This window comes from Salinicola acroporae (assembly GCF_003206615.1).
GTDB lineage: Bacteria > Pseudomonadota > Gammaproteobacteria > Pseudomonadales > Halomonadaceae > Salinicola > Salinicola acroporae.
Map to the genome: position 1 here is coordinate 96,582 of NZ_PZJW01000011.1, position 14,390 is coordinate 110,971.

Sequence of the window (14,390 nt, forward strand, 5' to 3'; positions counted from 1 at the left end):
CACGCCGGGGTCACCCGGCCGCGGGCGCCGCCAGCACGCGGCGGTAGAAGCCGAGGCAGACGACAACGAACACTGCCAGCCCCAGCCACCGGGCGAGACCGGCGAAACCGTCTCCGACCAGCGCTAACGGTGCCGGCGCCCCGCTCAGGCCGATGACACCGGCCAGCAGCACGCCGACCAGGCTCTCGCCGACGATCAGCCCGGAGGCGAGCAGCACGCCACGTCGACGCGGCCGCTCCGAGGTACGTTCGACGTCATCGCCCCGTGCCAGCGCACGGGCGCGGAGCCGGCGGTCGATCAGCCAGCCAAGCATGGCGCCGATCACCAGCGGCATGTTGATGCTCGGCGGCAGGTAGATGCCGATTCCCACCGCCAGCACCGGTAGGCGTGCCTTGCCCCCCCGCCGGCGCAGCCACTCGTCGACACCGATCAGGACGGCGCCGATCGCCAGGCCGATGACGATCATCGTCCATTCGAGGTCGTGGGAGAACACCCCACGCACGATGGCGGTCATCAGCGAGGCCTGGGGCGCCCCCAGGGCCTGTCCGGGGTCCATTCCTTCCCGTGGCATTGCCCCGGCGAAGCCGTAGGCGTTGTAGAGCAGCGAGAGCACAGGCGGGATGACCAGCGCCCCAACCACGCAACCGATGATCAGCGCGACCTGCTGCCGCCATGGCGTGGCCCCCACCAGATAACCGGTCTTGAGATCCTGCAGGTTGTCGTTGGATATCGCCGCCACGGCGAGGATGACAGAGGTCACGAACAGTGCCAGCGCCGTCGGCAGCATGCGCGCCACCGCCGGGTCCAGCACGTCGAACGCATCGCTGACGGCAGTGAAGCCCAGCAATAGCAGTGACACCAGGATGACCGCCACGATACCGATGCCGGAGATCGGGCTGCTGGAAGAGCCGACCAGCCCGGCCATGTAACCGCAGGCGGCCGCGATCAGGAAGCCGAACACGCCCGCGAACAGCACGCTGCCCAGGGTCAGCGTCCAGAACGCGGCGCCGGCCAGCTGCGGTGCCGCACCGTGGAGGAAGATCGCGAAGACCACGGTCAACAGCACCAGCAGCGCTACCGTCAACGCCAGGATGATGCCCGCCGGCAGGTCGCGCTCGGTTCGCGCCTGGTCACGGAACGCGCCCTGGTCGCCGCGCATCGCCCCCAGTGACGTGCGAATGCCGATCAGCATCGGTTTGAACAGCGTCGCCAATGTCCAGACCGCGGCGATCCCGATGGTGCCGGCGCCGATGAAGCGGACCTTGTCGGACCACAGCACCATGCCGGCATCGGCCAGCGACTGGCCTGCCTCCGCCGGGGTGATGCTGGTCAGCCAGGGGACCGCGATCCCCCAGGCGATCAGCGTCCCGATCAGCATTGCCACGCCGCCGACGATGCCGACCAGGTAGCCGGCGCCGACCAGCGCCAGCGAAAATCCGGTCGAGAGCTGGAACGCCGCGCGGCCGACCGAGAACCACACGCTGATGCTATCCGCCAGCACCCGCAAGCCGCCGCTGGCGATCGAGAAGCCGGCCGCAACGATGCCACCCAGCAGAATCTCCCGGGCACCGGGCTCATCCTTGGCGCCACCGGCGCCACGCTGACCGTCATCGGCGGCACGGGCCGCGTCCGGCGTGGTCGCATCGCGGCTGCCGACCTCGAGAATCTCGGCTGCGGCGATCCCCTCCGGATAGGGCAGATCGCTCTGTACCACCATCACCCGGCGCAGCGGGATCGTATAGAGCACCCCGAGGATGCCGCCGATGGCGCAGATCGCCGTGGTCTGCCAGAAAGGAAAGCCCTGCCAATAGCCGATCATCAAGAGCCCCGGCAGCACGAAGATGATCGCGGAGAGCGTTCCCGCCGCCGAGGCCTGGGTCTGGACCATGTTGTTTTCGAGCTTGTTGGCGCCGGCCACGCGTCGCAGCACGGCCATGGAGATGACCGCGGCGGGAATCGCCGAGGCGAAGGTAAGCCCGACCTTGAGCCCCAGGTAGACGTTGGAGGCGGTGAACAGCAGGGTGATGACGGCGCCCAGCACCACGCCTCGCAGCGTCAGCTCGGGCAGACCGGCGTCATCGGGGATACGTTGTGGCATGGAGACACTCTTGAGGTGGAAGGCCGGCCCAGGATCGAGGCGCCACCGTGGTCATCGGGGCAACCTTCATCCGTGGAAACTGGCAGCACAGGCGAATCGTTAGATGGCTATCTAGATGGCCATTCTAGAAGTCCCGCGCTTTTGCGTCGAGGCTGCCGGGCTCACCCGGGCGGGGATCTAGAGCCCCCCTCTTACCGCGCCTCGGTGATGTTGCCCTGGGCATCATGGGTGAGTGTCACCCGGCGATGGCGCTGGAGCTCGGTCACCTGGTCCGAATTCATGCCGAACGAGAGCGCCAGCCGCTCGGAAGTCAGCGGCAGCGCTGGCTGGCGCCGATCGGCGTGCCGGAAGCGGCGGTAGTTGTAGAACGCCCATACCAGCAGCGTGGCCCCCGCGAGCACCGTGATGAACGCGTAGAGTGTCAGCGACGCCCAGCTATGGTCATGGCTGTCGATCACATAGGACTCGAACCGCCCGGCCCCGAAGATCCAGCCGCCAACCGTCGCCAGCGGTAGCAGCAGATAGAGCCACAGCAACCAGCCGATGCCCGCCAGCAGCGCGAATACACTGCGCTGGCGCCGTGATTGCAGGTCGGGACGGTGGATGATTCGAGGCAGCCCGGCGGCCCCTCGCTGGCTGTTCGCCTTCGCCATATCGAGCTCTCCTGTCAGGGTTGGATACCGCGGTCCGGGCTGTTCCAGCGCGCCCGCTGACGCCGAGAGGCCAGCAGGGTCCTGGGCACGGCGACCACTGCCGTGAGCGTCGATAGCACCCAGTAGAGCAGCGGATACCAGATGACCCAGAAGTAGTGGCGGAGAAAGCCCGCACGTTCGTAGCGCTGGTCGATGCTCAGACTGACCAGGAACTGGATCAGGCAGGTGGCACCCAGCAGCAGGCCGTTCCACTGCGGCAACAGCGTTGCGATCTGCCAGCGTGGCGGCAGCGGCACGAACCAGCCGATACAGAACAGCACGGCGATGGCCAGCATGACGTAGGCCCACACCAGGCTGGTGAGATACTCCAGCGCAACCCCCCAGAAGCGGCGCTGGCGCCAGGCCAGCAGTCGCCCGCCGTAACGTAGCATCACCTCGACACCACCCTGGGCCCAGCGCAGGCGCTGCTGCCACAGCCCCTTGAGGGTTTCCGGCATATAGATGTAGCAGAGCGCCTCTGGCTCGAAGCGGATGTCCCAGTGATGGATCTGGAGACGCCACGAGACATCGATGTCCTCGGTGACCATATCGGCACGCCAGTAGCCGATGCTGTCCAGCGCCGCCCGGTTGAAGCCCGTGATCACGCCGGAGACGGTGAAGATGCGCCCGTAGGTGCGCTGCGCCCGCTTGATCAGGCCGATGATCGAGGAGAACTCGCCCACCTGGATCTTGCCCAGCAGCGTCGAGCGGTTGAGGATTCGCGGGTTGCCGGTCACTGCGCCGACGCGCGGTCCCCCGGTCAGATGCTGCATCATCCAGTAGACGGCGAAGGGATGGAGGAGCGCATCACCATCGATGCAGACGAGATAATCCGAAGGCGCCGCCAGCGCACCGGCGCGCAGCGCCACCGCCTTGCCTTGATTGGTCGCGAAATGGATCACACGCAGCCGCTCGTACTTCTCGGCCAGGCGATCGAGGATCTCGCCGGTCTCATCGTGGCTACCGTCGTTGATGGCGATGACGTCGAACCGCGGGTAGCGCGTCGCCAAGGCGTAGCGAATCGTCTGCTCGACCTGATCCGCTTCGTCGAAACAGGGCACCACGATGCTGACGTGAGGGGAATCGGGGCCCAAGGTCTCGAGTCTTGGCGTCATGTCCTTGCCCCGCTCGCGGCGAAGATAGAACCAGAGGCCACCGATGATCCACATCCAGGCCATGAAGATCGGGTAGTAAAAGGCAAAACCGAACATCACGTCCCGCCAATCGATGGCCGAGACCCAGGCTTCGATATCGACGATCATGGTTGACTCCGAAGACGAGAGGTCGAGTAGGGGAATTCGTTGAGGCTCATGCCCTCGAACGTGGGCTGGAAGGCCGGCATGCCGGTGATGAAGTCGTCCGGGTAGTAGGCGAGGTTCAGCCCGCCCCGGCGCACCAACTGATGCATCCACGCCTTGAAGCGCCCAGGCTCGATCCAGCGATCCCGTGCCCAGTCGTAGGCCTGCAGCTCGAATACCGTCTTCCTGAGCCCCATGGGCTGGCGCATCACCTGGTCGACCAGGTCATCCAGCCAGCGGCTGGCGGAGCGGTCATCGCGTGCCATGTCCGCGTCGTCGAGGTAGGGCATCGCCATCAGCGCCACCTCGTCGTAGTTGTCGAGGAAAGGACCCAGCGCCTGGGCAAAGCGCGACTCGGCAGTGGGGTCGAGCACGACCCGCGCGTAGATATTGCGCGCCACCCGGAAACGGTTGCTGAGATTGGCGTACTCGCGCGCGGCGGCGACCGCCTGATGACTGAAGTCGATCAGCGCCCGGGTCTTGTCACGCGCACTCAGGTCGCAGTCGGTAAGCGCCCGCTGACCGCCGGGCCAGCGCGCCGCGGGATCGCAGGCCTGAGCATCTTCGTTTGCGGCGAGATAGGCGTCATCGTGAATCAGGATGCCGTCGATCCCCGGGGTGTTGCGGGCCAGATCGCCATAGATCCCGCGAACGAGCGCCAGTACAGCCGGGCGGAACGGACTCAGCCGGCGGTAGTCGCGATCGGCGATCCGGCTCTTGCCGTCGCTCCCCCTGGCTCGCACCGCCAGTTGCTGCTGACGTTCGGCGTCGGGCAGGTCGAAGGCGAGCAGCGGTAACCAGGCGTAGACATCGACCCCGGCCCGGGTCTTGAGCTGCCAGGCGACACGGTTGAACAGATCGGCGCGCATCGGCAGGTAGTCGTTGGGGAAGTAAAGTGCCGAAGCGGTGCCATCGCCATCCGGATCGGCAAAGGCCTGCAGATAGACCGTGCGCACCTGCATGGCCTGAATCCGGTCCAGCAACGCGCCGAGATTGGCATTGACCTGTTCGGGGTCGGGATCATAGAGATAGTCGAGGTCGACCTGCACGGCCCGTTGAATGCGCCTGGGCGGATCGACGGTCTGCGCGACCTGGGATTCTACGGCCACCGGATCGGGATCATCCATCACCAGGAAGCGACCGAAATCGGGTCCGCTCGATGGGGTCGAGAGACGCTGATCACCGAGACTGAAGGTGAACCGGTAGCCCGCCTCTCTCGCTATCTTTTCGGTAACGGGGTTGGTCGCGCCGTAGGGCCAGACCAGGGTGCGTGGCCGAACCCCGGTGTGCCGCTCGATGATCTCGGCGCTGCGGACCAGGTCGGCGTGAACGCGCCGCCGGTAATCGGCCTCGCTCTCGTACGCGCCACTGGCGGCATCGTAGCGTCGTGTCAGCGCCGCGGGTTCGACGTTACCCTGCGGATTGGCGAGGATGCCGTGGTGGAGGTCATCGGTGTGCGAAGCCACTTCCACCAGCCCCGAGGCCTGCATCTCGCGGACCTGGTCCCAACCCACGAAACCCTCTGCCCCTCTCTCGCGACCGTTGTAGAGAACTTCGTCCGCGGCCCCGCCGCCGTCGCCGCCGATGACCGCCCCCTCCTCGAGCTGCGAGGCCACCGGATCGGTAGCGGCAGCCGCCACCCTGTCGCCACGCCCGACCCGCTCGATCCAGTCGGTCTCCACCGCGAACAGCGCCGGATAGCCGAAAGCCCGTAGCAGCGGGAAGACGCGGCTGTAGAAGCTCGCCAGCCCGTCGTCGAAGCTCAGCAGCACCGCGTTGGGAGGCAGCGGCCGCCTGCCTTCCCGAGCCGCCTCGATGTCGTCCAGGGAGATCGAGTGCCAATCGTTGGCCGCCAGCCAGTCGAACAGCGACGCCAGACGCTCGGTGCTGATGGCGTAAGGGTCACGATCCACGGCGGGCCGGGTATCGTCCCGAACATCATGAAACCCGAGCGTCACGAAATGACCGGCGGGGATCTGCAGCGTCGTCACGTCCCCTGGCAGGCTGGCCAGCGGCTGAGATGACGGCGCTCCCTGGGCCTGCGCTGCCGTCGACAGCGTGCCCAGTAGCGCAACCAGCGCGAAATGGAGCAGGGTCGATCGCATCACAGCACTCCCTCGAAACCTAGCTGTCCGAACCAGCGCGCTTCGCGCTCGCCCTCGTACTCATGACTGCCCCAGCCGACGCCGTAGTTGATCGACCAGGTCCGCGTCAGTTGCCAGACGTGGCCGTAGCGGGCGTCGTAGCCCGGCGCGCTACCGTAGCCGCGTTCCCACTCGGAGGCCGTGCCAAGCGAGACGTTCTGGGTGAAGGCGTGGTCGTAGCGCCGCCAGGTCAGCCAGTCGTGTTCGAGAGTCACTCCGGCGGAGCGGGTATCCGCGGGGCTGTAGTAATCCGTTTCGCTCTGGCTGTTGTGCTCGGCGGAGAGCGAGCCGCGCAGTCGGGTCCGATGATGCGCACTAGCCTGCACGCGCTGGGACAGCCCGGCGGTGACGTCGCTGCGCAGGTTGCCGTCGCTGATGTCCAGTGCGCCCAGCGTCAGCGTCGCCTGACGCGACTCGTTCTGGCGCCAGGTCACCTGCGCCTGGTAGAGGCGTCCCTCTCGATCGCTGCGCTCAGCGCGTAGCGGGGTCTCCGGCGACTGGAACTGGGTCAGCAACTGGTACTGCCAACGATCGTCGAGCCACTGCGACCAGCCGAGCTCGACGCCGGGATCGTCGCTGGCGTTCTCGCCACTCACGCCGGCCCACCAGTGCCGGCGCAACCATCGGCGTTCGATGCCGACACCCCAGCGACTCCGGCGCTCGGCGCCACCGTCGTAATCGCCCCAGCGCCAGGATTGTTCGATGTAGGCGCGGTAGCCATCCTCGTGCCAGGGCGAATTGAGGCGCAGCCGGTATTCACCGTCGCGGCTGCCGTTGACGGCGCTCCCGCCGCGAGAGCGACCGAAGCTGCCCTCCCCCTCGAGGGAGAAGTGCTGACGATCCTGCCATTCGAGATGGTTGCGCCGAATCGCGCTGTCGGTGGGAAACTGCGACACCAAGGGTTCGATAGTGCGGTGCCAGCGCGGGAAGTTCTCGAGGTCCTGGGCATTCTCGGCAATATTGAGCCGCGTGGCCTGATCCCTGGGCGCATAGGCCGCTGCCAGTTCGGCGGTCGACTGCGCCTGTTCGTACCAGCCTCTCGAACGCTGTGCGGTGGACAGCCCATTGATCACGTCGGTGTTGCGCGGCGCCTGCCGATAAAGCGCACGGGCCCGGTCGAGAGCCTCTCCATCATGACGACGATAGGTGGCATCCAGCACCCGCAGGCGGTCGACCTCGCTGCGCTCCCAATTGGGCACCGGAGGCGTCTTGGGATTCGGCCGCGAGCGCCAGATCGGAGTGTCGGCGTCCAACCGGGCGAGCACCTTGGCCGCGGCGTCGTACTCTTCGCTCTCGATCAGGGCGTAGTAGTAGCCGGTCCGCACTGCCAACGGTGGCTGTGCGCCCGACTCGATCACCTCGCGATAGAGGCGTGCGGCCTGCACCGGCTGCCGGCGAGCCAGATAGGCATCGGCAACGGCGGCCCTGGCGTAGACCGGCACATCGACCGATTCACGCTGCAGCGCCTGATAATCGGCAACCACCGCCTCGAAGCGGTTCAACTGGCGCAGCACCACCAGTCGATCGACGCGGGTCCGGTGGCCGGCGTCGCTGCCGAGAGGGAAGCGTTCCAGATTGGCATTCAGGGTATCGAGCGACGCGGTCAGGGCCGCATTACGCGCTCCGTAGCGCTGCCGCCGCTCGTGACGCGCCTGCTCCTGCACCCCATTGCGGATCCGGGCCGTCGCGACATCGGCCCGAAACCGATTCTGCGTGGCCTGCGGCCACTCGGGCCGATAGCGCTTGCGTAACCGCTCGGCGCGGCGATAGGCCCCAAGATTGGACAGGCTGGAGATCATCGTCTGGAGGGCCTGGCGATTGTCCGGGGCATACGTCAGCACTCGCTGCGCCAGTTGCAGCGCAATGGCCGGATGCCCCTGCTGACGCTGGCGTTCCGCAATACCGGCCAGATCGTCGGCATTGGGCCGCCCCGACGGCCCTGGCCGCACGTCTTCGCCATAGGCCGACGCCGGCGCCTCGGCGGGCGGCAAGCGCCCATCCGGAAAGCGCTCGGCTGCCTGGGCTGAATAGACGAAGAGCGACAGCAGGCAGAGTGCGAGCGGTAATCGAGTTGAACAGGCGCGGCAGCGACCGCTGCCGGCGGCGTTCGGCCTCGTCGAGAAGCCAAAGCCTTCGCCGGCCTTCGCGACTCGGCCGCGGAAGCGAGATATTCGCATTACAGGACAGGACCACCGTTATTTCCGTTAACACTCTGTTGCGAGAGCACTCAAATCCGTTGAGTGGGTGCTAAAAAGCCAGGCCAAACTAGAGCTAAAATGGCGGTCTTACAAATTAGTAAATATTGATATATCTGATTCTTTCATTGGCTTGCAAGATCGGCAAAAGCCAACCTGCCAGGACAATGCCTTAGTAGAAAAGATGAAAATTATTTTTAGGCAATTGATTTACAAGACAATTTATCGTCCGCTCAAGTCATGGGCGCTGGGTCATGGCGAGGAAAGCGCCCGCCAGCGCGCCGAGCGACGGGACCAGATTGGACGATAGCGCTCGCTGTCACACCGGTACCCGGCCGAAAGGTCGTTTTTCACCTACAGGTTTTTCCGCGATGGCTTACACCCATAACGCAAGCGCCCCGCAAGGCGGGGCGCTCTGATGACGGCCGGTGCGGCGCGCCAGGGGATCACTGGCTCGATACCCGCAAGGGCGAGCCGTTGGACGCTGGTACCCGAGCCCTAGGTGCTGTCTGACAAGTCGACGAGCGAAGGCCAGGCAAGGCGAAAATCGGCGAAAACGGACCAGGCTGGCGCTCCAGCCGATTTTTGACGCCACATGGACGAGCACAGCACTTTTCAGACGGTGCCTAGAACGGAATCTCGTCATCGAAATCGTCGAAGCTACCGGGGTTCGGCGCACCGTAGTTCGGATTCTGGTTCGGTTGCGGGGCCGGCTGGCTCTGCTGCGGCGGGCGCTGCCCTTGGGGCGGGCGCTGCTGCGGCTGTTGCGGGTTGCCACCGTAACCACCACCCTGCTGCGGCGGCTGGTCGTAGCCGCCATTCTGCGGCGCACCGCCATACTGTCCCTGGGGCTGGGCGTAATCTCCGCCGCCTTGGCCGCCGCCACGAGAGTCCAGCATCTGCATGTCATTGCCGACGATTTCGGTCGAGTAGCGATCCTGACCGTCCTGGCCTTGCCATTTGCGAGTCTGCAGGCGGCCCTCGATATAGATCCGCGAACCTTTCTTGACGTACTGCTGGGCGATCTCCGCCAGCTTGTTGAACAGCACCACACTGTGCCATTCCGTGCGTTCCTGGCGCTGGCCGCTCTGGCGATCGGTCCAGCTATCGGTAGTCGCGATGCGCAGGTTGCACACCGGATTCCCCGAGGGCAGGAAGCGCACTTCCGGATCCTGTCCCAGGTTGCCGATCAGGATGACTTTATTTACACCTCGGGCCATCGTTGTCTCCTCGCATTCCTGCGTTGCGACGCTATCATGCGTCGGTTCGTTGCCATTGGTTGCCTGCGATACGGGCCAACGCCTCCACATCCAGGCGCTGCCGGTCGACCTTGAGATAGGCGACCTGTTCTTCGGGTACGACCACGGCGTCCTCGACCCCGGTCACCGCGACGAAACGCTCGAGTAGTGTATCGAGCATGCCCATGGATTGCTCGTCGAGTGCGATGATCTCGCTGGAGAGATGGCGGGGCGCCGGCATCTTCCAGACCACGGCCAGCCAGATCGCCCCGACCACTGCCGTGCCCAGGAAGACACTCTGGACGCCGAAGCCCTGGGACAGGGCACCGCCCAGCGTCCCGCCAAGAAAGGCGCCGAAGAACTGACTGGTGGAGTAGACGCCCATGGCGGTGCCCTTGGACCCGGCCGGTGCCAGTTTGCTGATCATCGACGGCAGCGTCGCCTCCAGTAGATTGAAGACGACGAAAAAGCCCCAAAGTAGGGTCAGCAGGGCGATGCGATCATTCGCCAGCTCGCCGAAGCCAAGCAGAATCAATGTCATCGCCGCGACGGCGCCGACGAAGACCGGCTTCATCTTGCGATACTTCTCGGCCACGATGACCAGCGGGATCATGCCGACGAAGGCCAGTGCCATCACCGGCAGATAGACCCAGCCATGGTCTGCCGGGGCAAATCCCAGGGCCTCGAGCCGAAACGGCAGCGCCGTGAAGCACGCCGTCAGAATCAGGTGGAGGGCGAAGATCGAGAAATCGAGTCGCAGCAGGTCGCCCTGGCCCAGCGTGGCACGCAATTGACGGCGATCGATGCCGACATCTCGATGGGGCATTCGCTTCGGCGCTCGCGGGACCAGTTTCCACAGGATCAGCAGGCCGCAGGCGGAGAGCGCCGCGGTGAACCAGAACACGCCGGCGAGCCCGCCGACATCCGCGATCAGCGGCCCCACCACCATGGCAATGGCGAACGCGACGCCGATGGAGAGCCCGATGGTCGCCATCGCGGCGGTGCGGATCTCTTCACGGGTCTGATCCGCCAGCAGGGCCATGATGGCGCCGGCGACGGCGCCGCTCCCCTGCAGGCAGCGCCCGATGATGATGCCGGTGATGGACGTGGCACTGGCGGCGACGATACTGCCGATGATGAACAGCAGCAGGCCCCCGGCAATGACCGCCTTGCGACCGACTCGGTCGGAGAGCAGGCCGAAGGGAATTTGAAGAATGGCCTGGGTCAGGCCGTAGCCGCCCAGCGCCATGCCGACAAGCAAGGGGGTGGCGCCGTCGAGATGGTCGGCATACAGCGCCAGCACTGGCAGGACCATGAATAGCCCCAGCATTCGCGAGGCGTACAGGCTGGCCAGCCCGACGATGGCGCGTCGTTCGGTAACGAGAAAACGAGAAGTCATGGAGGTCGCAACGTTGGGTGAACTCGGCGCGAGCCGAGGATGATTCGGGATGAACGGTGCATTTTACCGTTCGCCCTTCTCCAGTGAAAGCAGCCGGCTTTGCCGGGCCTTTGATCCGCGACCTATAATGGTCGTTTCCCGCGTCGCAGCACGAGGTAGTCATGGACAGCATTCTGGTCAGGGGCGCACGGACCCATAACCTGAAGAACATTGATGTCGAACTGCCGCGCGACAAGTTGATCGTGGTAACCGGTCTCTCCGGTTCGGGCAAGTCTTCACTCGCGTTCGACACGCTCTACGCCGAGGGGCAGCGACGTTATGTCGAATCCCTCTCGACCTACGCCCGCCAGTTCCTGTCGATGATGGAAAAGCCCGACGTCGACCATATCGAGGGACTCTCGCCGGCCATCTCCATCGAGCAGAAATCGACCTCGCACAATCCGCGCTCCACCGTCGGCACCATCACCGAGATCTACGACTACCTGCGCCTGCTGTTCGCTCGTGCCGGCACGCCACGATGCCCGGATCACGACGAGGAACTGGAAGCGCAGACCGTCTCGCAGATGGTCGATCAAGTACTGGCGCTGCCCGAGGGCAGCCGGTTGATGCTGCTGGCGCCAGTGGTCAAGGGCCGCAAGGGCGAGCACCTCCAGTTGATCAGCGAGCTGCGCGCCCAGGGTTTCGTGCGTGCCGTGATCGACGGGCACACCGTCGAACTCGATGACGTGCCGGCGCTCGACAAGAAGCGCAAGCACGACATCAGCGTGGTGGTCGACCGCATCAAGGTTCGCCCGGACCTGCAGCAGCGCCTGGCCGAGTCCTTCGAGACCGCACTCAATCTGGCCGATGGCACCGCCATCATCCACTTCATGGATGGCGAGCAGGATGACCTAGCGTTTTCGTCACGCTTCGCCTGCCCGATCTGCGGCTACTCGCTGAGCGAGCTGGAACCCCGGCTGTTCTCGTTCAACAACCCGGCCGGCGCCTGCCCGACCTGCGACGGCCTGGGCGTGCGTCAGTTCTTCGATCCGGACAAGCTGATCAGTCATCCGGAGCTGTCGCTGGCCGAGGGCGCGATCAAGGGCTGGGATCGCCGCAGCATCTACTACTTCAGCCAGTTGCAGGCGGTCGCCGAGCATTATCGGTTCACGCTGGATACGCCGTGGAACGAGCTCGCCCGCCACGAGCGCGACATCGTACTCAATGGCAGTGGCAAGGACGACATCGCCTTCAGCTATGTCAACGATCGGGGCCGCAAGGTGACCCGCGAGCACCCCTTCGAGGGCGTACTGCCCAACCTGGAGCGTCGCTATCGCGAGACCGAGTCGTCGATGGTTCGCGACGATCTGGCCAAGTACCTGGCGGTGCGGCCCTGCCCGACCTGTGACGGGACCCGCCTCAAGCGCGAGGCGCGCCACGTGTTCATCGACGGCAACAATCTTCCGACGTTGACCCGGATGCCGGTGGGCGAAGCCTGGGACTATTTCCGCCAGTTGACGCTTCCCGGAAGGAAGGGCGAAATCGCGGTCAAGATCGTCCACGAGATCCACGCCCGACTCGAATTCCTGGTCAACGTCGGGCTCGACTATCTGACCCTGGAACGCAGCGCCGATACGCTCTCCGGCGGCGAGGCCCAGCGAATTCGCCTGGCCAGCCAGATCGGTGCCGGCCTGGTCGGGGTGATGTACATTCTCGACGAGCCCTCGATCGGCCTTCATCAGCGCGACAACGATCGTCTGCTGCGCACGCTGATACGCTTGCGTGACCTGGGCAATACGGTGATCGTGGTCGAGCACGACGAAGACGCCATTCGCGCTGCCGACCATGTGCTCGATATCGGCCCTGGCGCCGGCGTGCATGGCGGCACCATCGTGGCCCAGGGAACGCCCCACGATATCGAGACGACGCCGGAGTCGTTGACCGGCCAGTATCTCTCCGGGAAACGCTGTATCGAGGTGCCGCCGTATCGCATCCCGGTCAACCCGGACAAGCAGCTTCATCTGCGCGGCGCCACCGGCAACAACCTGCAGGATGTCGACCTGGCGCTGCCGCTGGGGCTGTTTGTCTGCGTCACCGGCGTCTCCGGTTCCGGCAAGTCGACCCTGATCAACTCGACCCTGATGCCGATCGCGGCACGTGAGCTCAATCGCGCCACCACACTGACGGCGGCACCCTATCGCAACATCGAGGGTCTCGATCAGCTCGACAAGATCATCGACATCGACCAGAGCCCGATCGGCCGTACGCCGCGCTCCAATCCCGCCACGTACACCGGTATCTTCACCCCGATCCGCGAACTCTTTTCCGGTACCCAGGAGGCACGGGCCCGCGGCTACAAGCCGGGACGTTTCAGCTTCAACGTCAAGGGCGGGCGCTGCGAGGCGTGCCAGGGCGAGGGGATGATCAAGGTGGAGATGCACTTCCTGCCGGATATCTACGTCCCCTGCGACGTCTGCAAGGGCAAGCGCTACAACCGCGAGACGCTGGAGATCCACTACAAGGGCAAGAGCATTCACGAAGTGCTCGAGATGACCATCGAGGAGGCGCTGGAGTTCTTCAGCCCGGTGCCGGCCATCGCCCGGCGCCTGCAGACGCTGATGGACGTGGGGCTCTCCTACGTCCGCCTGGGCCAGAGCGCCACCACCCTCTCCGGCGGCGAGGCGCAGCGCGTCAAGCTGGCTCGCGAGCTGGCCAAGCGCGACACCGGCCAGACGCTCTACATTCTCGACGAGCCCACCACGGGACTGCATTTCGAGGATATCCGCCAATTGCTTGGCGTGCTGCATCGGCTACGTGACCATGGCAACACGGTGGTAGTGATCGAGCATAACCTCGATGTGATCAAAACTGCCGACTGGATCATCGATCTGGGCCCGGAAGGTGGCTCCGGTGGTGGGCGCATCATCGCGGAGGGCACGCCGGAACAGGTGGCGGGGCTCGAGCACTCCCACACAGGCAATTTCCTGGCTCCGTTGCTGCCCGCTCCCAAGGCGCGCAAGGCCAAGCGGGCCTGAGCCCCGCCATATAGGCGAGCGCCATATGGCGGCTCTGCTCAACGTTGCAGGTAGATTTTGCCGGCAAGCCGTGGCGAACCAGAGTTGGGACCAGCCCCCAATAGCGCGACAGAGCGCTGGGCCCGCTATATCGCGCCTTGAGCTGCTGGAGGCGGCCGTTGCTGTTCCGCCATGCTCAGCAACGCGTCAGAGACGATCGGCTACGGTGAATGGCCGGCTCCTCTGGCCGTGAGCGCTGGGCGCTCTCAGGTGTTGTGAGCGCGCGCTGCCGCTGGGGCGACTTGCTGCCCTGGACTTGCCAGGTCGCTTGCA

The 14,390-nt window shown here is 65.2% G+C and carries 8 protein-coding genes; 1 reads left to right on the forward strand and 7 read right to left on the reverse strand.

Annotation, left to right across the window (positions count from 1 at the left end):
• Positions 1-10: 10 nt before the first annotated feature.
• The 7 genes from DOM54_RS16290 to DOM54_RS16320 form a co-directional block, all read right to left on the reverse strand.
• Positions 11-2,098, reverse strand: a complete 2,088-nt coding sequence (locus DOM54_RS16290; protein ID WP_110717358.1) for an OPT family oligopeptide transporter — start codon at positions 2,096-2,098, stop codon at positions 11-13.
• Positions 2,099-2,289: 191 nt separating this feature from the next.
• On the reverse strand, positions 2,290-2,751 hold the full coding sequence (gene pgaD, locus DOM54_RS16295) for a poly-beta-1,6-N-acetyl-D-glucosamine biosynthesis protein PgaD (protein WP_110717359.1): 462 nt from the start codon (positions 2,749-2,751) through the stop codon (positions 2,290-2,292).
• A gap of 14 nt (positions 2,752-2,765) precedes the next feature.
• Positions 2,766-4,052, reverse strand: coding sequence for a poly-beta-1,6-N-acetyl-D-glucosamine synthase (gene pgaC, locus DOM54_RS16300; RefSeq protein WP_110717360.1), 1,287 nt, complete (start codon positions 4,050-4,052; stop codon positions 2,766-2,768).
• Positions 4,049-6,193, reverse strand: a complete 2,145-nt coding sequence (pgaB, locus tag DOM54_RS16305; RefSeq protein WP_110717361.1) for a poly-beta-1,6-N-acetyl-D-glucosamine N-deacetylase PgaB — start codon at positions 6,191-6,193, stop codon at positions 4,049-4,051. The genes pgaC and pgaB overlap by 4 nt, the downstream gene beginning before the upstream one ends.
• On the reverse strand, positions 6,193-8,409 hold the full coding sequence (pgaA, locus tag DOM54_RS16310) for a poly-beta-1,6 N-acetyl-D-glucosamine export porin PgaA (protein WP_110717362.1): 2,217 nt from the start codon (positions 8,407-8,409) through the stop codon (positions 6,193-6,195). The genes pgaB and pgaA overlap by 1 nt, the downstream gene beginning before the upstream one ends.
• A gap of 644 nt (positions 8,410-9,053) precedes the next feature.
• Positions 9,054-9,647, reverse strand: coding sequence for a single-stranded DNA-binding protein (gene ssb, locus DOM54_RS16315; protein ID WP_110717363.1), 594 nt, complete (start codon positions 9,645-9,647; stop codon positions 9,054-9,056).
• Positions 9,648-9,681: 34 nt separating this feature from the next.
• Positions 9,682-11,064: an MFS transporter gene (locus tag DOM54_RS16320; protein WP_110717364.1), complete on the reverse strand. Its 1,383-nt coding sequence runs from the start codon at positions 11,062-11,064 to the stop codon at positions 9,682-9,684.
• A gap of 161 nt (positions 11,065-11,225) precedes the next feature.
• On the opposite strand from DOM54_RS16320, the gene uvrA reads away from it, so the two are divergent.
• Positions 11,226-14,078: an excinuclease ABC subunit UvrA gene (gene uvrA, locus DOM54_RS16325; protein WP_110717365.1), complete on the forward strand. Its 2,853-nt coding sequence runs from the start codon at positions 11,226-11,228 to the stop codon at positions 14,076-14,078.
• Positions 14,079-14,390: the final 312 nt, after the last annotated feature.

Coding starts and splice junctions, on each gene's coding strand:
- DOM54_RS16290 (WP_110717358.1), bottom strand. CDS start 2,098: ATGCCACAACGTATCCCCGATGACGCCGGTCTGCCCGAGCTGACGCTG.
- pgaD (WP_110717359.1), bottom strand. CDS start 2,751: ATGGCGAAGGCGAACAGCCAGCGAGGGGCCGCCGGGCTGCCTCGAATC.
- pgaC (WP_110717360.1), bottom strand. CDS start 4,052: ATGATCGTCGATATCGAAGCCTGGGTCTCGGCCATCGATTGGCGGGAC.
- pgaB (WP_110717361.1), bottom strand. CDS start 6,193: ATGCGATCGACCCTGCTCCATTTCGCGCTGGTTGCGCTACTGGGCACG.
- pgaA (WP_110717362.1), bottom strand. CDS start 8,409: ATGCGAATATCTCGCTTCCGCGGCCGAGTCGCGAAGGCCGGCGAAGGC.
- ssb (WP_110717363.1), bottom strand. CDS start 9,647: ATGGCCCGAGGTGTAAATAAAGTCATCCTGATCGGCAACCTGGGACAG.
- DOM54_RS16320 (WP_110717364.1), bottom strand. CDS start 11,064: ATGACTTCTCGTTTTCTCGTTACCGAACGACGCGCCATCGTCGGGCTG.
- uvrA (WP_110717365.1), top strand. CDS start 11,226: ATGGACAGCATTCTGGTCAGGGGCGCACGGACCCATAACCTGAAGAAC.